This is a genomic window from Pseudomonas sp. EA_65y_Pfl2_P78, assembly GCF_963970495.1.
GTDB classification, from domain to species: domain Bacteria; phylum Pseudomonadota; class Gammaproteobacteria; order Pseudomonadales; family Pseudomonadaceae; genus Aquipseudomonas; species Aquipseudomonas baetica_A.
Map to the genome: position 1 here is coordinate 318,650 of NZ_CAXAON010000003.1, position 19,692 is coordinate 338,341.

Consider the following 19,692-nt stretch of genomic DNA (forward strand, 5'->3'; position numbering starts at 1 on the left):
CCCCTACTGATTTCTGTACGAGGTTCAAGGCAACTCCGAGTCAAAGAATTGAAGCCGGAATACTTCCTCATCAAGTACCGCCCCCTGCTCATCGACAACAGAAGCACGAATGGTCTTGTAGCCAACCATTCCTTGCGACGAATAGCTTTTTCTCACCCATCCATCTTCCGTTGAAAATGATGAGCCATCGGGAACACTGTTCAGTCCCCAGAGAACTTTCTGACCGACAATCGGCTTGCCGTCGGGGATCGAGACGATCCTGAACGAGACAGGCACAGATTGATCCACCGGGTAACTGCCACTGCCTCTGATCTCAGTCATCATTCGCTCGTGCGCTTTAAGCGTAAAAGGAATCGAACTGACCTCCCATCCAGCCAAGCCCCCCCGAACGCCTGCATCGAGAAGACCGGGTTGAAGAGCCGAAAGTCGGAACACAACATTGGCGATACCTTCGCTATCGGTTGTCGTCGGCGCGATGTCGACTCCAGGGAATTCCCAATTGACCTCAACGTTTGCCAAGGGATTACCGGTAATGGCCGAGACGACGTAAACCCGGGCTGAAACTTCCTGCCCCGGATAACCGGTCAGATCATCGCTGAACAGTTCCTTGATCTGTCGAGGTTCATGCAGGAAATACGGCAATGAAATCGCTTCCGAATACTGCGCATCTCCCACCGTCGCGGTCAGTTGCGCCGCTCCGGGAGTCCTGGGCACAAAGCGGATCCGCGCCTCGCCGTAGAAGTTGGTGGTCGTCGTCACCTCGCCAAGATCCGGAGTGCGCCAGACAACATTCATCCCCGCCATCGGCCTGCCGCTGATGGTCGAAACAACGGTGATCTGCTCGGACACAGCCTCGCCCCAGTACAGCGTCTGGCTAACCCTCGAACGCTCGGCGATCTTCACCACTTGCGCGCCTTCACCCACCGACATTGCATTGACAGGTGACCATCGAGCCAGGCTTTCGCAGGCCAGAAACAAGCCGAAACTGCCGTTACGCTTGTCATCGACCATGAAGGAATCGGTGAATCCCGCCTCGCGGCTAAAGACCCTTGGCAAACCGAGTACTGGCTGAGTAAAACGAATGCCGAGTGCCTCAGGCCCGGTGCCGACCATGCCCAGCGTCAAATTTCGACCGGACAAGAAGGTGTCTTGCGGGGCAGTTACGTCGATTCTATGGGTCAGTTTGCGTCGCGCAAAACCGGTGTCCTGGCCGAAAGGCTGTGCAGGCCCGTTGTCCATACTGAACTGCAATCGAGCCCATGGATCGTCGGCCAGCGAACAGACCTCCATCGAACGTGTATCTGTAGCATTGTCATACGGACTGCTGACAGACACCTCAACCGTTGCCGATCCGCCTGTGGTTGCCCCATACGCAAAGCCTGCCCAGCCATCGTCAGCAGTCACATGTTCTTCAGAATGACCATCCACCTTCCACTGAGTTGGCACTTGAACCATGGCAGCTTGCGAGAAATCCGAACGTACTTTCGCCCACATCCATGCTGGGTCCTGACCCACGATCGGGAAAACGGCAGACTCACGTACGGTTTCAATGCTGAGTTTGTTGTGGCCCAAGTGCATTCTGGTGACATCCGTCGAGCCATCCCACGTCAAGAATTTCAGACCGAACGCCCCGCCCCCCCGACTATCTGAACAATCCAGTGTCCAGGTCATGCCACTTTCATCAATAACATTGTGGCTATGTGGAGGCGGGTCAAGAACGATATCCAACTCTGACGCTGGAGTTCCGTTCCATTGCAAATCCATGGCAAGCCCCACCAGGGCACTCAGTGCGTTAGTTCTGAAAATATACCGGTGTACGGCACCCAGACAGGGATACAGCGACTGACCTCGGTCGGTGCTCATATGATCCAGTTCCAGAGTGAATTCATCGTAAATGTCCGGTGAAACCAAGCGGCCGAGCAACTCTCGATCTTCCAGTGAATTGGTCAACAACCGCAGTCCGAACATGCTGCTGCGGCTCTTGGCGAATTCAGAGCTCAGGGTCCAGATCAGCGGTTCATCTGCCCGCAATACCCTGGGCTCGCCAAGTTCACTCACCACCAGCCCGATGCCTGGTTCGTCGATGCCCCATGCCAACGTAATTTCCTGGCCGATAAGAGGACTGCCGGCGAGGGCAGTGACCTCCAGGGAATGGGTGAGACCTCGTTTGCAGGCAACCCCTCGATCCTGGTTGATCAGACCACGATCAAATGTGATGTTGACCTTGTCTTTCCAAGAACTCCTGGCCATCGCGGTCACGCTGAATTCGCACTCATGCGGCGCAGCAGATTCATGCGCCCGGACCGCTGCGGTGATCGCATGAGTCCCGGGTTCTCTGGTGTAAAACTTCAGGCTCCCCCAACCACCGCTTCCCGTTTGGCTTTGCACGACGCTGTCGGCGGTTTGCCACTCAACCAGCGCACCGATCACCGGTTCGCCGTCGCCCTGATCAGTAACATGCACCACTTGCAAGCGCAGGTACGCACTTTCGTGTTCCTCCACCACCGGACTATTCTCGGCCTGGCGTACCTCTTTGATCCTGATCCTGTTGCGCGCCAGCGACATGCGTTTTCTGGGCGACGGCAACAACAGCTTCGAGCAGACCAGTGACAACTCGAATATCCCGTCGCGCCGGTCTTCGCAGTTCAGCGTCCAGGATGCAGTGCCCCCTCCATCGATCGGCATGGGCACCGATGTTTCCAGTGGCGGACTGACCACGACACCCAGTTGCCCTGGCTTGTCACCGTGCCAATGCAAATAGAAGTCGCTGCCTCGCAGACGACTGTTGGTCTCTAGCATTACATCAATGAAATGGGTAGAACCCCGGTTCGGATAACTGTTATCAATCCAGTCCCTGATTTCGTTGTTTTCACGGACAGTCAACCGTGCCCACGGATCCTCGCCCAGTACCAGTACGTCAAACGTCTGAGTCCACACACCCTGCTGGTAATAAAGGCTGACCACAGAGGCTTCAATAACGAAGCCCCCTGCTGCCTTCGCCTCATAATCGAAGTAAGCCCAACCTTGTTCACCAGTAACGGTAGCCGCCAACACCCCATGCTCGGCGGTCGCCCAGTTCACCGTAAGCCCGGCAAATGGCTGGCCGGTGTAATACGACGCTACTTGCACACCCAAACGGACACTTTGCTCAATCAACGGGTAGTAAGCGGCCTCGACCACCTCACGAAAAATCAGTCGATGATGCCCCAGCGATACGGGGATCTCGTAGGCCTGCGCGGTGTAACGGTTGCGCAAGCTCAGGGTGAATTCGTAGTCCTGATCATCGATTAACGGGCAATCGAGCATCCATGGCACGTCCAGCGATTGCTGGGTGTCCCAAGCAGGCGTCGCGACAATCGCGCCCTGCGGGTTATTGTCGATGCTCAATGCAACCGGGGTGCCGTCCCAAGGGTTATCCGGCACAGGTACAAAACCGAGTGCGTGGGGCGTGATCAATGCATTGCTGCCAAAAGCTCCGCCCCTGCTGGCGCCCTGACACAGGTACATTTTGCGCAAGGGCAGAAACGACACGCCGTCCAGCCCAATTTCCTGCAACTCAAGTGGCGCGAGTTTCAACTCGACTTTGACGCGTGTAACCCAGAGTTCGCCAAATGGACTTGAAGACTCTGTCGAGCTGTATATTTCGATGCGCAGCGGCTTTGAGCTTGAGATGTCCGATGTCAGTTGCACTTCATGCAGGGTCGGACTGAATCGCCTCTCTGGCCCTGATCCGAGACCCTCGCGATGTTGTGCCTGATCAGGTTTACCGACGGGTTTGAGTTCGATGCGGTAATGCTCGATTTCTCCCTGAGAAATCCTCACCCAGCCTGATTGGCTGAAACTGCTTTCCCACAGAAAACTCAGCCAATAAGCACCATTGCCATCAGGATCTCTTGGAAGTGTGACGTCCTGCGTGACACCCGTGCCCTTCGGCGCTTTGATGTGTTTGACAGGCGTGTTGTCGTAATACGCCAGGCCTATGGCAACCGCACCCGTCCTTGCCCAACATTCGAACCTTTCTTCGAAATCACCGTTGCACACCAGGTTTTCATTGACCTGAACGATAGGATTATTCATGACTGCGCACTCCCTTGCCCTTGCCGGCCAGACGCTCTTGCTTGTGCTGCATTGACCAACTCCTTCACCGAATCGGTAAACGACTGATCTCCGCTCTTGCACGTATAGCGAATGCGCAAGATGCAATCGTTCATCGAGCGCAGCATGGCCTTCTGCGGCGGTTCGTTATGCCATGGACATTTCAGCTCCCAGGCAGACACCGCACCGGTATTTTCAAATGGAAAGAGCAAACCTTCGTCTGGCTTCGCCGCCGCCATGCCGTTGTCGGCAATCCCCACCGACAGGGCGATCTGCTGGCCCGGACGCAAGTTGAACAGCACATCGGAAGGGGCCACTTCCCCAGGATCAGGTTTATGCAAGTACTGCACTGACTGCACCGAAGCCCGGCTGGCGGTCATGCTGCCAACCTGCAGCAACGTCACGCGCACGTCCTCGAAAGGACCCGTCAGCACTGGCAAGTCGACTTCCACCGAACTGATCTGCCGGCAGTAATGTCCCGGATAGTCCCGATCGAACAGCAATTGCGTCAGTCTGAACTCCAGCGAGCCGGTCGTCTGCAATTGCGCCAATGCAGCCTCCCAACCACCAACGCCCTGAGGGTCAGTTGCGTCATTGAACAGGCGACGCAACGAGATGGTTTTCACCAGTTCAAGCCGTCGCTCGGTGCGTTGCAAGTACTCACGCTCCATACGCAGCAGGTGCGCGCGCAGATGCTCGCCAGCAGTCAAACCGTGGCGTTGATCCTGCCAGACCTGCGGCAAGGGAATATGTGAATCGTAATCGCCGGTTTCGGCGCTCATCGCCGTTTGCGCGCTGAGGCAAAGACTGACCACCGCGTCGTAAGCCTGATAGTGCAAGGCCTTGAGCTGGCCCAGCATCCAGCCGAACAATTCGGCATTGGTTGCGCGCTTTTTAAGATAGTTGTACATCGTCAGCGCCTGAGCGTTAGCTCGAAGCGTTTGCGCAAGGTTGGTTCTAGCCGCATCAACCGCATGGTTCTGCGCGACGATTTGCGCATCGATGGCCGCGATTTCTGCCAGCGCCTGATCGCGTTGCAGCCCCCATTCATTGCGGCGACGGCGATAACCTTCGGTGGTGGCTTGCTTGTCGGCATCGATTTGCAGCATCGACGAAGCTATCTCCAGGCCAAAGCAGATGGCATCCGTAACTTTGTCGATACGAAACCCGCCGTTCGCCATACCGAAGATATTGGGCGCGGCCGCCAAGGCCGCGCCTACCGGTTTGAGGATTTTGGCAGTCAGCGCCAGCTCTTTGGACTGGTCCAGGTTTGCCATGACCTGATATTCGACAGCCGACACGTTTTCGTCATAGCGGGCTGCGTAAGCAGCAGCCCGTTCCCGGGCCACTGTCCGGCTCTGCTCGAGCGCCGTCATGCTCGCTTCCAACTGAGCGATGGATTGCTCCTGCACGGTTTTGGCGTAGTTGCCCAACTCCACCAGATGGTTTTGCTGCAGCTCTTCCTGCTCGGCACGATCACGCCGCTCAAGCAGATTGAGTACTTGGCTGCCGTAATCCTGCAAGACCTGCACCGCACGCAAGGCAACCTCGAAGATCGTACGCCAGCGAAACGCAATCACCACCAGCCGTCCGCCCATCGGTCTGGCACCACCGACACCACCTGCGGCCAGAGCGCGCAGCAATTGGTTCGGGTCAGTCGGTGGGTTGAACAACGGCAGGAGCATTGGCTTGCCATCAATGGTCAAGTTGTTGCGCAAGTTGTTCATGCGGTACTGCGGCTCGTTGAACCACGCGAACAACTCATCATTGATGGGTGCCCTGAACGGCGGACACCCCAACATGCCCAGCATGGGAGCCGTATCGGAGCCGCCCGGAACATCTGCCAGGCTGTAATTCAATGTCTGCTCGAACGCTTCCAGTGCCGTACGCGTGCAACTTTGGGCCAGAAGGTTCCCCAGCGTCGCGGTCTGCCACAAGTTCACCGTTTGAGTCAGAGGCGGTTTGCCCATCAATGATCCCGCTTGTACATAGCACAGCTTCGCCGCCACCAGGCTTTCGCGGGTCAGTTGGCGGTAATGCCAGTCCCCCCAGGCCATGAGGTTCTTCACATATTCGATGAACATCAGCAGCCTCAGATGCACAGGCGCCGAATATCCAATCGCATCCGGGTCGGCGGGCGCTGCGGCTTCACAACCGGCATGCCCCAGATCGTTGATCAAGGGGCGGCAGCGCCAGAAACGTGGTTTCTCGGGTACCGAGCTGCTGTCGGCAGGGGCCCGGGGATCGAAAATGAAATGCAGCCACGTCTGGGCTTCGGCAAACCGCTCTTCATCACGCAAGCGTGTCGCGATCAAATGCGGCAGATGGAAAAACAGCTCCCAGAAAAACAGCCCGTTGGCACCGTCGAAAGCGCCGTTGCGCTCCTCGAAATCAACATTGGTAGGCGGCGGCTCTGACAGATGCTGGGAGTCCAAATTAATCAGAGTCGCCGCAGAGACAGTGGAGCGCGTGACCAGCTCGGGGCCGAACAGCGAATTGAGCCGAACGTATCGCAACGCCCAGTCATCACCCAGTTGAAAGTCGAGGAACTGGGCGGCATCCGTTGTGTTTTTAAGCAGCGTTGGCGGGAGGAAATACGGGAGGTCGACAATCGTCAGGGCAAACTGTTTACCGCCAAAGCCGTCAGTATCGTTCTTTAGAGTGAACCTGACGTTGCTCCACGTTCCCTTTGGTCGAGTGAAAGTACCCAAAAAATTCATTGTCCAACCGCCGGCTGTCGACACCGCACGCTTCACCGGCGCGGGGTCGCCATTGGCGGGATTTTCCAACTGCAAGGTAAAGTTTGTATTTTTCTCTGACAAACCTGTGGGCCGGCAAAAACCCTCAACCGTCAGCACATCATTACTACCCGATCGCATGGCGAAGACGTTCAGCCCCAGAAAAGCTGCCATGGAGCCTGACGGTGACTCACTTGGGACCACAGTAACCTCAAGACCCAAGGGGTGCTGAACCGTCAAGGCAGAAACAAATCGCTCAGTCTTGGCCAGCTCCAGCCAGTTACCACCGTCTTCAACAACGGGGCGCATCAGCACATCGATGATCGCGGTCTCTTTCAAGGCAGCTGTGCCGGTTTTATCATTGTCCAGCAATACCCCGAGCTTGCCTTTGGGATTCTGAGAGTCGACCCACACGGTTGCAATCAACCGGGCACCCGCAGAGAGATCCTCATCAAACTCGCCATGGCGTAAATTCAAAGGCGCCGACCACTGGCCGTTCTGCCTCATGAAGGCCACATTGATATCCAGCTGATGGGGCACGAATCGGGATCTGTCGTCCTTTGAGGGATCCGCGGGGACGGCTTTGATGAGCTCGCCGACCTTGTCCCGCCACTGCGCCCAGACCAGACACAGTCGGCCATTCCAGACCACCGGACGCATGTCCAGCACCCGCCCGGCAAGTTGAACATCCACCGCTTTCCATTCACTCCACGCCGCCGGGTTGACGGCCACACACGTGGGCGTGATCTCGATTTGCGCCTTGCGCCAGAAGTACTGGAACGGCGGCACCCGCTGACGCCCGAGAAAGTAATAATCGGCGCGCTCCGGGGTCGTGCCGTCCATGTAGCCACTGACAACATCCAGATCGCAGATCTGTTCGAAGGCTTGCAAGTAATCCTGTAGCGCGGCTTGAACCGAATCGCTGTTCAAACGGGCCTGGTTGAGGTTGTTTTCAAGGGCCTTGAACAGATCCGTCTTACGCTGACGGACGAACGGATTGATGTAGTTTTCCGGGTAGAGCGCGATCATCTGCACTGCGGCCCAGTCCGAGTAGTTGTTGTACAGCGCCCAGTTTTCAAGCTGTTCAGGGGGAAACTCGTGGTTTTCGAAACCGGGCTCCATTTTGTTGTACACCGCACTGATATATTGCTGCGCACAACTGATCGCTTCGGCCACCCCCGACGTCTGCACTCGAGCACTGTCCAACGGGTCGATGCGCAGCAATTCGAACACGTCCTCCGGGGTCCGCAAAGGCGGGTAACGCTCAGCCTTTACTTGCCCGATGCAATACTCAAGCAACGCGGTACGACGTTTTTCCTGCAACAGACCAATGTTGTTCGATGTCATGATCCTTGCTCCGTGGAAGAGGTTCCCGAGTCACTGGCGGAAGGCGTTGACGCTTGTTCAAGCGAGTGGCTGCGGCCTTGCGTCACCCCAAACCTGATGGGTTCGAAGAGTGTCCCCAACCCGCTTGCCAGGCTGCGTATACCGACTTCGAATTCACCGCTGAAATCGCTGGTGATATAAACCGTGGTTTGACCTTGCTGATTGGTGAAACCCTGTGCCGGACGGATCGTTGGTCGTTCTTCGGGATCTGTATCTCCTTCCCAGGCCCAGTCCACCAGCATGTTGGCCCCAAGGTTTGCGTACTGGTCCACCATCGTGGCGTAGAGTGTGATTTCCTGACCAAGCGGCACGACCTCCGTTGGCACCGGAGACATCAGCCCGGTCGGGAAACTCATGCTCTCGGCGTGAGCGATGACGTTGATGCTCACTGCCCACTCAGGCTCGAGCAGGCTCATGGAAAAATAAAGGCTGTCCGTGCCCAAGACTGTGCCCGGAAAATACTCAGCCGTGAGGACTCCATTGGGATCGGTGATGCCCGATTTGATGGTCCCTAGCTCGGAGTGCCAATCAACAGCGATGCCTTTCAACGCTGCGCCTCGGGCGTCGGTGAGCGTCATCGTAATGATCGCTTTCTCATCTTTTTTACTAGCGAAGACTTCCGTCGGTTCTACTGCGCAAGTCATCCTGACCAACTGCTTCAGTTCGCCCGGTGCTTGCACGACAGGCACAGGCGTCTGCGTCTGACTGAGCAAAGCCAGTTCAGCTGCCTGGGCATAGGCCTCGCTGGCATCGGTTGTCTCCGGCAAGGTACCGATCCGCAAAATGGTCCGGGCATCCATACCGGTCTGCATCGACAACTGGTAAACGCGTATCAGCAGATCCAGTTGTTCCAGGGTTTTCAACACTTGGGTTTCAGGATCGATATGGCGAACACATTCGCTGACTTCCTGCGCGCTCCAGGCAAAGAATTCAGCCAGTTTGATGGCTGCTGCCTGCTGCACCACCCGCAATGCATCCTCGCTGGGTCGGGCAGGAAGCGAATGGACCTGACGCAGATAGTCCAGCAATTTCTGTTCCGGCTGTTCACTCATGCTGAACGCGCGGGTCAGCGTGGTCATCGCGTAAAGTATGCGCACCGAGAACACAGATTTTTGAGAGGGATCGATGATGCTTTGGTCGACCCACGCCTCATATCCATAATCCAGATAATCCCGGAGCAGGGCCGCACTCAAACCCAGCATTGAAACGACTTCGGCGCGCTGGCGCACAACAGCCAGCAATTGGAGTAACGGATCTGAAGGTTCGTCGCGCCTGCGCTGCGTCGCTGGCGGTTCGAGGTCAGTGCGGTCATACACCTGGCGCAACAGTTGGTACACCGAAGCATCGACCCAGTTCAGCACCAGAACGGCCAATTCGCCCTCAATGCCGGCGTAGACTGCCAGCGACTCCCTGACCAGCGACACTTGAGCGTCTCTGGCCTGCAGAAGAACGGCGAGCATGATCTCGGCCAAGACGCTGACCTGGGCGTCCTCAATGTCCAGGCCGTTCCTGACGGCCCATTCAAGCTTCTCGCGGGCAAAGGCCGAATAATCCTCCGGCGTCATGGCAGTGGCCAGTATCAGCCCATTGACATCGACAACCGGCGCCAGCCCCTCACTGTCAATCGACAGTAAATCCAGCCAGTCGCTTTCTCCGGCCGGCGGAATACCGGCTACGAGAAAAGAATTATTGGATAACCGCGCGCTGGGCAGGAGGGTGCCGATCTTGTCGAAGAACTGTTGGTCCTGCTGGGAGAAATCGCTCAGACGCAGTGGTGCACTCACGTGCTGCAACATCCACAGCACCGACATGTTGCTTTGCTCGCACCATTGCACGCAGGCCTGCATGGCTTCGATCAGGCTCAGCACACCCGGATCGCCAGCCGTGGCGTCAATGCGGCTGTCATCACCCGCCACGTCGACAATACACGGCGTGCCCGCCAGCCCTTTGAGCCAGGTTTCTCCCCCCAGCACACTGAGCATCAACACGCCTTCGACCGGCGTGATATTCAACAGCCGGGGCAGTTTTACCAGACGGTAAAAACTGGAAATGACCGGCGAACTGCGCACCAGACTATCGGTAAGATCATGTGCCTGGGCTATCGCCAACGCCAGGTAGTGGTAAGTCTGAAGATCAATGCCCAAACCACTGCATAGCTGGCTGACCGTCAGATTGTCTTGGTCCGATGTCGGTATCAGCGCAAACGGTGTGCCGTCGAGTCTCAGCGGCTCGCGATAATTATCTTGATTGTTGAAGACCTGATCGAACTGCGACAGTGCATCACCGCGACCGTACAGTGACAGTTCATCGAGAAACACGGCGAAATCCGCTGCCGTGCAGTTGTAGCGTTCACGCAGTCGCTGAAACAGGCCCAACGCATGGATCACGTTGACCGAAATCGCCCACACCTCAGGCTTTTCGGCTCCACGCGCTTGCGCCCTGATCGCTGCCACCAACAGGGCGTCAGTCTGCTCAGGGGACAGATTCAGCCATTTGTCCAGGCGCAACTTGCGGTTGAGTCGATCAAATGTATTCAAGCCTCTTGGGGTATTGGGATTAACGATTATCCGATGAAAACTATTCCCTGACTGCGTGGTGATACCGATAGCGGGGTGAGCATTATCATTGATGTAAACCGAGCCGGATCGGCCGCCTTCCGGGACATCGGGCTCACTGGAGTAATTCACATTGGCCGAACGCCGCGGCGCGTAGTCCCCAACCGAAAAAAGACTTGTAATCTCCTCGGCCACAAGATTTGTACGTTGAGCCAAATAAAATATCTGATTGAGATTCAGATACTCAGTGTCTTCGGTGCCAAAGTTCTCCAGATAGAACTGATACATATCCTCGGGATATGTGTATTCCTCAGTAAGAAGCTGCTGCTGGTAAGGGCCCAGCCGAGAGGCATGAGCCAGAGCAGCAGCGGCAAGCCTGGTCAGGGACGCGGAGTGCAAGAAGTTGGGGAATTTCCTGTCAACGATGTTGGCAAAATCCCCCACTGATCGTCCGCTGAAACCCGCAACCCCATCAACCGTGACCCAATGCTGGTAATACGGCAGACCGTTGGGATAGCGTGCTGTGATCAATGCCTGTTCAATTGGAACCACCGTGTTCGCAGCGATGAACGCCTGTAGCACGCGTACGACCACGTCGACTGATGACTCCGGCGCGTTCACCGCTTTACTGTCGACCGTCAACGTCATCAAATCCGTGCGACGCTCATGCAACGGCAGCTGGGTGTCGTCACCAACGGATTCGATCAAGTCGCGAATCAAGCGATACAAAAAGACCAGATACGCCGAAGGCCCGAACATGGACTCCAGAGAATCCGAGGGGCACTTGGCTCTCAATTGCAGATCGAATATTCGCTCCAGTTGCGGCCCGTCAACGAGCGACATCAAACCACTGGACGGTCCTATCGACCCGGCTTTATCCCTCTCCACGTGATGTTCAATAAACCGACGCCGCACATAGCTCGCCAGGCTGTTGGCCCGGCGCAAAAAACGTCGCGCCTCTTCCTGCTCAAGTCCGTACTCGCCGACCAGCACCGGAATACCCTTTTCGACCAGTGGGAAAAACGATCCCCCTTCCTCAACGTAACTCCAGAGTTTCGAAAGCCGGTTTTGCGCAGTGGACGTTTGCTGACCAAACAGCTGAATGAACAACTGCGCAGCGGGACGGAGTGAATCAGCCATGGTCACATTCCTTGAGTCGATAACGGGCCCGGCCCGCCTGACTGTCGTGTCAGGCGGACCCAGCGTTCCATAAGGATTTAGCGCTTGAACGCAGCAGCCGCCAACTGTCATAAATGACAGGTTTAATGCCCGTTCATCGGAATTTTACAAGTGTGATTTACCCGTCGGTGCTGATTCGATTTCAAACCGCTCACTGCCGACCCAGTCGGAACCCAGCGGATCGCTATCGCTTGGTTGCAGCTTGAAACGGCACCAGTTGCCACCCAACGGTAGCGCTTGGTCAGACAGGCCTTGCCAGTCAGGGTCGACCTGAATCGACGCTGCCCATGTCTTGTCCGGGTTGAAGGGGTCGACCAGAACACCGACACCTTGACGGCCCGTGCCGGCAAACAGCACCGGGTTGCTGACCCAGCGTCCCGGCGCGGGTATCTCAATGGTGGGCAGATAAGTTGCCAGCTGAAGCGTGCGTTTCGCGCTATCGGATTCAAACCCTTCGTAAGCCGCCACAACTTCGAGTTCATGATTGCCTTCGTTTTGCCCAGGCTTCAGCGTTACCGACCACGTCCGGTTTTCCCGCACCTCGACGCTTGCCTGGTCGCTACCCAGCGTCACGGTCACGGTGTCGCCGGGCGTCGCGAAACCCGACACCACGACCCGTCGGCCGACATGGTCATCGGCAGTCGGGGTTTCGATAAACGGAGCCGCCGGCACGACCTTGTAACGCAAACGCTCATTGGGCTGAGAGCGTTGTGGAGTGCCATTGTGGACGAAGGTTTGAAAAGCCCAGATGGTTGTGTTTCCCACCGGCAGACTCACTTCGGCTTCCCAGCTGTCTGACGCGTTCACTTCAATATCCGTCAGCAATGGCTCAGTAGCGCCTTCCAGCCAGACCTCCACCCGCGCGCCAGGTCGGCCAGTGCCAGCAATTTTCGAGGTGCGCGGCGCTTTCCCGCCAGGGATCGGCGTCGTGAATCGAGGCGGCGGCACCACCACCTTGAGTTCGTGCACAGCGCTGTTGGTCGACTCTTGCCCGTTAAGTATCTGTTGCGCGTGGAGGAAGTAATGCCTCAGCTCCAGATCGCGTAGTCCTATCGACCATTTGCCCTCCTCAAGCAATTCGAGCGGAGCACCCAGCGTTCCTCCCATCTGGCTGTCATGCAATTGCATCATCGCGCCCTGCATGCCGTTATCACCTTCAATGGTGACGTCGTACCCCACTTCTGAGCCGGATACCGGCGCGACGATGAGCGGTTGCAACATGACTCTGTGGACAGTGAAGGTTTTCGATGCCGGCACTGAAGGGACATCGACAACGATCTGGGTAACGGTGACGCGGTGGAGGACTCCCGGTTCAAATGCTTTGGTTCGCTGAAATGCCCAGCGCTCACCCTCCACATCCGCTTCGTACTCCGAGCCGTCGTCGCTGAACCGGAGCTTCACCACCGCTTCAGACCAACAAGTGCCACTGAATATCGGCTCCAACCCCTCCTCGGAAGGATCATCCAGGCCTGGCGCCAGCGGTGGAATCGTGACGTGCAGTATGAAAGGACGTTGCGAGGGATGGTCTCCCAGATGCTGTGTAATGTGGACTTCCCGCTTGTTGGTTGGCCCCCACTTCACCAATGCCGGGGTCGACCATTTGCCGTTCACGACCGCTACACTTCGTGCAGCCTCGGTTGTATCGGGAAACCTGAGCGAGACGGTGGCGCCTGTGTAACCTTCACCGCTGAAGACGGGTAGATACTCCTCGGTGTAGCTCGCCTCGGTGATATCCGGCATGTTGTTGTGGACTTCGAATTCAAGCGGCAGCGATTCGATCCAGCCATTGGCGTTGTCGGCGATTTTTTGAATCACCGTCACATCGTAGCTGCCAAGAGGCCAGACAACGGGGGCGGTTTCCCACTGACCCAGCCCATCGACGCGGATGTTGGGAGGTAAAGGCAGCGAAACGTCGCGGGCAGAGAACTGGATTTCGGTCGAGAAGTTTTGATCGAAATGGCCGGTGCCGGAGAACTTCAGGCTTGTATCCGGGAGTAAGGTGACATCAGGTTTTTCCAGTTCGGGAGGGCGGATTCTGAAGGCTCGCGGTGCACTGCGTTCGGATGACACACCGCCCAGATCCTGTTCGACAACGAGACTGATCGGCCCTGGTGGCAAATCAGCGACAGAAGCAACCCACGAACTACCTTTCTCAGGCACAACCGCCGAGCCGACCAGCGAATTGGTGAGATCCAAATACACCGAAATACTGGCGCCGCTTACACCGTTGTCCCCTTCCAACACAAAATTCGGCTCCTGCGTAGAAGAGGGTCCTGGTTTGAGCACTTCAAGCACGCCGACGGCAACAAACGTGACCGCTCTTGAGTATCCGTGGCTGATATTGGGGTGTGTATACTGTACTTCAACAGTGAGTTCCCCAGATCGGATGCGTTCTTTTAATGGTGCCAACTTCCAAGAATCGGAAGCAGTTACTGAAGCTTCACTTAATACGTCATAGTGATCATCTCGACTCACTACCTGAAGTCTTAATCCGCGATGCCCCTTGCCACTGAAACTCAACTCGGACGTTCGCAAGACTTGCCCTTGCCGGGGAGACTCCAGCTTTGGCAAATATAAATAAAACATTTCTCTGACTGCAGATAAGCGAAAGTACTGACGATTCTTATAACGAGCCGTTTGGAACATCCCAATGGATTTTTTTCCTGGGGGGTACACCGTATCAAGCGGCGCAACCCAAGTCTGACCACAATCCACTTCAGCACCAAGTGCGTTGTGACTCCCGGGACCCACCTCCAACGCAAAAGCCGTCGTTCCGCCCCCCCCATAACCGCGAATGGTAAAGTCTTCTGAAATATCTTCGAAACTTAAAACGTCATGAATAATGTAGTAATCGAGATACCTGTAATCCGAAAATTCATCTCCGAGACGCCACTGGATGCGTAGCGACCTTGCGCCGTCGCTCGTATACGCTGTATTGACGACATTAACAACACGCCCGGGAAACCACTCGGAAACCTGATGATGAATGACGCCATCGACCATGTAATCTATCCATACTTGATGGGTTCCGTCCCAAGGAATTCGGAACTCCAATTTGAACGCCCATCCTTGAATGACAGAGCTATATGGCGCTAACAACTCTACTGGGGGAGGTTTCGACATAGAGGAAGCAAGATCATCACTCGATTGTTGCGGCCCCGCGCCAGAAACCAATGCATCTTCAGTTACTTCGCGAAGATCAGTTTGATTGACGAGTTCTTTGTCTTGCTGCCCGGAAATTTCCAGACTGGATTTGTCGCTGTCGTCGGAAGTCATTCACGGGGCTCCAATTGTCGGCGTCGCTAGTGGCGGGTCGTCCTAAGTTACGGCGGCCTGACTTACGCGCGCACCTGTCAACTTTGACAGTCCCGACCAACGGTAACTTTTCTCACGCTACAACATACGGATGTCCTTCAGCTACTAACACCCGGCTACACCAGGTTGCGCAGTTGCCGACAACTCACTCAGAATCCGCCGGCTTGTGCGCTTTAAAGTTGCCCCGGTCAGCATTCTGCTGCTCGACCTGGCCGACAACCTCGATGACAGGCCAAGGCATCTGGCGATGGCGATCTATCAGATGAATGAGATGGGGTTATTGCTGGCGGAAGAGGCGCTGGATCAGGAGCGGGCGATCGCGGTGGCCTGGTTTTGGATCACGGGCGCCTTTGAAGACGCCATCGCCAGCAAGCCCGCTCCCACAGGGTCTGCGTCGACAGCAACATCCATGCACAATGCAAAACTGTGGGAGGCGGCTTGCCAGCGATGGCAACAGCGAGCGCCGCCGAAATCAAGCCGAAGCCGGCAACGGCTGAAAACTGAAATAACGCTGCAACGCCTGCACCAGTTCCCCATATTCCGGCGGCGGTCGCTGCACAACGAACCCGGCGTCGTAATGCAGCGGCGTGGCGTCTTCATGGCACCACACGCAATACGCGGTGAAGTCGATGACTTGCTGGCAGCCATCGCTGGCGGGGATTTTCAGATGCAACTGGAAATCCACGCCAACCATCATGGGCAAATGGCTGATCAGCATCAGCCCGTCTGCGGACACGTTGCCGAGAAAACCGATGGGCTTGTCGGTAACGCTATTGAACACTCTAAGGAAATACGGCAGCTGATGCCGTTCAATCCGGCGGTCGGTAAACATGCGCAGTTCGCCATGCAAGGCTCCGTCACAGAGCCGCACCTTTGCTTCGGAACGTGCCTGAGTCGCAGGCCCGCTCTCCCCGCTTCCGGTGTGACGGTCGCTACGTCGCCGTCACCTGACCACTTGCCAGTCGCAGGTGTTGCTCCGGGTTTACAGATTCGGCTCTAAACCCGGGTTAATCGACTATAGCTCAGCTTGTACACACAGCCAGATTTTGTCTGACAACTTCCATTAAAAGCGGGTTGGCCGCACGGCGGGGGTGGCGACCGGGATCGGGTAATGGCCCAGGCTCTGCAAGGTTTCCAGGCGCGCGCGTGCGCGGTAGGCGTATTCGCTGTTGGGGTACGAGGCGATGATGAACTGATAGGTCTGCGCCGCGTCGACAAACATTTTCTGACGTTCCAGGCACTGGCCGCGCATCATCGACACTTCCGGCCACACGTACGGGCGGGCACGGCTGGCGCGTTCGACCTTGGACAGTTCAAGCATGACCTGCTCGCAATTGCCGCGATCATAGGCGCTGTAGGCGTTGTTCAAATGATGGTTCATCGACCAACGGGTACAGCCCGTGACGGCGAGGACGCTGAGGGCAAGGGCGGCAATGGGCAACAATCGCATGAGGGTTCTCCTGTCTTGTGCTCTGTATCGACCCCTGCTCGGAAATCTTCAGGCGCGTTTGTCCCAAAGTTGCCGAGTTCAATAAAGAAAAGATTAGAACGAAGCGCTTCGCAAAAAGTAGTGCAAACGAACAATGACTACACCCGTCGAGCATAGTAGCCTTCGCTAGCGCTTGAACTCAGGAGTCTTTGCATGTCCGTCCGTCGTACCAAAATCGTCGCTACCCTTGGCCCGGCCAGTAACTCGCCGGAAGTTCTCGAACAGCTGATTCTGGCTGGCCTGGACGTTGCCCGTCTGAACTTCTCCCACGGCACCCCCGACGAGCACAAGGCTCGCGCGAAACTGGTGCGTGACCTCGCTGCCAAGCACGGCCGCTTCGTCGCCCTGCTGGGTGACCTGCAAGGCCCGAAAATTCGTATCGCCAAATTCGCCAACAAAAAGATCGAGCTGAAGATCGGTGACAAGTTCACTTTCTCCACCAGCCATCCGTTGACCGAAGGCAACCAGCAAGTGGTCGGCATCGACTACCCGGATCTGGTCAAGGACTGCGGCGTGGGCGACGAGCTGCTGCTCGACGACGGCCGCGTGGTGATGCGCGTTGAAACCGCCACGGCCACCGAACTGCATTGCGTCGTGACCATCGGCGGCCCGCTGTCCGACCACAAAGGCATCAACCGTCGCGGTGGCGGCCTGACCGCTCCGGCCCTGACTGAAAAAGACAAGGCCGACATCAAGCTCGCCGCTGAAATGGAAGTCGACTACCTGGCGGTGTCCTTCCCGCGTGACGCCGCCGACATGAACTACGCCCGTCAACTGCGCGACGAAGCCGGCGGCACTGCCTGGCTGGTGGCGAAGATCGAACGCGCCGAAGCCGTGGCCGACGACGAAACCCTCGACGGCCTGATCAAGGCCTCCGACGCGGTGATGGTTGCCCGTGGTGACCTCGGTGTGGAAATCGGCGACGCCGAACTGGTGGGCATTCAGAAGAAAATCATTCTGCACGCACGCCGCCACAACAAGGCTGTGATCGTGGCGACCCAAATGATGGAGTCGATGATCCAGAACCCGATGCCGACCCGCGCCGAAGTGTCCGACGTGGCCAACGCCGTGCTCGACTACACCGACGCCGTGATGCTTTCGGCCGAATCCGCCGCTGGCCTGTACCCGCTGGAAGCCGTGCAAGCGATGGCGCGCATTTGCGTCGGCGCTGAGAAGCACCCGACCGGTAAAACCTCCAGCCACCGCATCGGCAAGGAATTCACCCGCTGCGACGAAAGCATTGCGCTGGCGACCATGTACACCGCCAACCATTTCCCGGGCGTCAAAGCGATCATCGCGCTGACCGAAAGTGGCTACACCCCGCTGATCATGTCGCGTATCCGTTCTTCGGTGCCGATCTACGCCTACTCGCCACATCGCGAGACTCAGGCGCGTGCGGCGATGTTCCGTGGCGTGTACACGATTCCGTTCGACCCAGCCTCGCTGGAACCGCACGAAGTCAGCCAGAAGGCCATCGACGAACTGGTCAAACGCGGCGTTGTGGAAAAAGGCGACTGGGTCATCCTGACCAAGGGCGACAGCTACCACACCACCGGCGGCACCAACGGCATGAAGATCCTGCACGTGGGCGACCCGCAGGTCTGAGTGACCGGATGCTGAAAAAAACCGCCATGTGAATGGCGGTTTTTTTTCGCCCCTGTAAAGGCCGACACTGCAATTATTCATGCGTCAACTGTCAGGTCTTACAGTAAGGAGCCTGCCAAGGTCGATGCCTGCATCCCATCAAGAACGAAAGAAGGCCTTGCCTTCCTGAAGCCAAACAGATGAGAGCCAGCGGCACCCCATCGAAAAAGCACTGTTTCGGATGGCGCTGAACGGTACTGCGGACGCTACCTTCGGCAACAATGGTTTAGTCATCGTCGATCTACCGGCCACCCGCTGCGCATCAACACCTGCAACTGACCGTCAACCCAATAACGATCAGGCTCAGGCATCAGTAATGCCCGATGGCAAAATCCTTTTGCTGCAGAACCTGGACAGCCCATTCGGCGTCATCACTGTGCTGAACAGCGATGGCTCGCCGGACAAGACTTTCAACAAAACGGGTTATCTGAGCGTTGGTAAAAAAAAGGAATACTTTGCAATTCATCAATTGGCCTTGCAGCCCAATCAACGCGTTTTTGCCATCGGTGAAGCTTCTGCAAGCGTCAGAAAAGGATTGCTGATCAGTCGAGAGCCAAACGGCAAAGCCAATATTCAGTTCAACCGCACACAACCGCTCAAGACAGTGCTCGACTATGCAGAAACCGGGTGGCTTGCGGGCACAGCGCAGAGCGACGGAAAACTTCTCGTGGCAGGGAGAGCAGACTTGCCGATGGAGGCCACACGGAACGTTGTGATCGCTCGCTTGATCAGTGACGGCACACTCGACAGCTCATTCGGCAAAGGCACCGGCTCCCTGCGTTTCCCGCAGACCACGGGCTCATCACTCGCCATCGCGTTCATGCCTGACAACGTACTGTTTTTCAGTTGGACAACCGATACGAACATCAAAATCATGCGCGGCCTGCTTGGTTGAAGGTATGCAATCACCTCTGACAACCTCTTCAACCATGGGTATCGATGGCGTCAGGATATGGGTCCACCTGACTTTCTGAAAAATAAGCCCCGCCATTTGAATGGCGGGACTTTTTGCGTCCGGGTCAGGCAGGTGTGGCGCCTGTGCCGGCCTCATCGCTGACACAGCAAGCGTAAATCACAGAGTGACATCCCCCGTCTACTGTCAGACCTGACAGTAGACGGGGGATGGTGAGGGGTAGCTACTTGAGTCGCCCCCTACTCAAGGACTGTAGTGGTCTAATTTCCCCGGACACCCCGATAGGTGGAAAATGCATCTATCGAGGAGTTTTTCATGACCGACAAACGCAGAACATTCGACGACAGCTTCAAGCTGCAAGTCGTGAAGATGATCAAG

The 19,692-nt window shown here is 56.6% G+C and carries 8 protein-coding genes and 1 pseudogene; 3 read left to right on the plus strand and 6 right to left on the minus strand.

Annotated elements, in window-relative coordinates; genetic code table 11:
• Window positions 1-24 precede the first annotated feature (24 nt).
• The 4 genes from AACY02_RS05035 to AACY02_RS05050 all read right to left on the minus strand — a co-directional run bounded on the left by AACY02_RS05035 (window position 25) and on the right by AACY02_RS05050 (window position 15,229).
• Window positions 25-4,077, minus strand: coding sequence for a hypothetical protein (locus tag AACY02_RS05035; protein ID WP_339431003.1), 4,053 nt, complete (start codon window positions 4,075-4,077; stop codon window positions 25-27).
• Window positions 4,074-8,180: a Tc toxin subunit A-related protein gene (locus AACY02_RS05040; RefSeq protein WP_339431004.1), complete on the minus strand. Its 4,107-nt coding sequence runs from the start codon at window positions 8,178-8,180 to the stop codon at window positions 4,074-4,076. The genes AACY02_RS05035 and AACY02_RS05040 overlap by 4 nt, the downstream gene beginning before the upstream one ends.
• Window positions 8,177-11,914 carry a Tc toxin subunit A gene (locus AACY02_RS05045; protein WP_339431005.1) on the minus strand — a complete coding sequence of 1,246 codons (3,738 nt, stop codon included), beginning with the start codon at window positions 11,912-11,914 and terminating at the stop codon, window positions 8,177-8,179. Before AACY02_RS05045 ends, AACY02_RS05040 begins: the two co-directional genes overlap by 4 nt.
• A gap of 144 nt (window positions 11,915-12,058) precedes the next feature.
• The gene (locus AACY02_RS05050; protein ID WP_339431006.1) at window positions 12,059-15,229 is read right to left on the minus strand and encodes a hypothetical protein; all 3,171 of its coding nucleotides are present in this window, start codon (window positions 15,227-15,229) and stop codon (window positions 12,059-12,061) included.
• Window positions 15,230-15,455: 226 nt separating this feature from the next.
• Here AACY02_RS05050 and AACY02_RS05055 point away from each other — a divergent pair.
• Window positions 15,456-15,593: pseudogene (locus AACY02_RS05055) on the plus strand (DUF6124 family protein); the annotation flags it as partial.
• Between the two features lie 147 nt (window positions 15,594-15,740).
• On the opposite strand, the gene AACY02_RS05060 reads toward AACY02_RS05055, so the two are convergent.
• Window positions 15,741-16,100, minus strand: a complete 360-nt coding sequence (locus AACY02_RS05060; RefSeq protein WP_339431007.1) for a PilZ domain-containing protein — start codon at window positions 16,098-16,100, stop codon at window positions 15,741-15,743.
• 231 nt (window positions 16,101-16,331) lie between these two features.
• Complete coding sequence (locus AACY02_RS05065) at window positions 16,332-16,718, minus strand: tetratricopeptide repeat protein (RefSeq protein ID WP_339431008.1); 387 nt, start codon at window positions 16,716-16,718, stop codon at window positions 16,332-16,334.
• A gap of 192 nt (window positions 16,719-16,910) precedes the next feature.
• Between AACY02_RS05065 and pyk the strand changes: the two genes are divergently transcribed.
• Together pyk and AACY02_RS05075 are read left to right on the plus strand one after the other, a co-directional pair.
• On the plus strand, window positions 16,911-18,362 hold the full coding sequence (gene pyk, locus AACY02_RS05070) for a pyruvate kinase (protein WP_339431009.1): 1,452 nt from the start codon (window positions 16,911-16,913) through the stop codon (window positions 18,360-18,362).
• A 211-nt stretch (window positions 18,363-18,573) separates the two neighbouring features.
• Window positions 18,574-19,296, plus strand: coding sequence for a hypothetical protein (locus AACY02_RS05075; protein WP_339431017.1), 723 nt, complete (start codon window positions 18,574-18,576; stop codon window positions 19,294-19,296).
• Window positions 19,297-19,692: the final 396 nt, after the last annotated feature.

What these genes read in the sequence shown, in the direction of transcription:
- AACY02_RS05035 (WP_339431003.1), bottom strand. Translation starts at nt 4,077, where the DNA reads ATGAATAATCCTATCGTTCAGGTCAATGAAAACCTGGTGTGCAACGGT.
- AACY02_RS05040 (WP_339431004.1), bottom strand. Translation starts at nt 8,180, where the DNA reads ATGACATCGAACAACATTGGTCTGTTGCAGGAAAAACGTCGTACCGCG.
- AACY02_RS05045 (WP_339431005.1), bottom strand. Translation starts at nt 11,914, where the DNA reads ATGGCTGATTCACTCCGTCCCGCTGCGCAGTTGTTCATTCAGCTGTTT.
- AACY02_RS05050 (WP_339431006.1), bottom strand. Translation starts at nt 15,229, where the DNA reads ATGACTTCCGACGACAGCGACAAATCCAGTCTGGAAATTTCCGGGCAG.
- AACY02_RS05060 (WP_339431007.1), bottom strand. Translation starts at nt 16,100, where the DNA reads ATGTTTACCGACCGCCGGATTGAACGGCATCAGCTGCCGTATTTCCTT.
- AACY02_RS05065 (WP_339431008.1), bottom strand. Translation starts at nt 16,718, where the DNA reads ATGCGATTGTTGCCCATTGCCGCCCTTGCCCTCAGCGTCCTCGCCGTC.
- pyk (WP_339431009.1), top strand. Translation starts at nt 16,911, where the DNA reads ATGTCCGTCCGTCGTACCAAAATCGTCGCTACCCTTGGCCCGGCCAGT.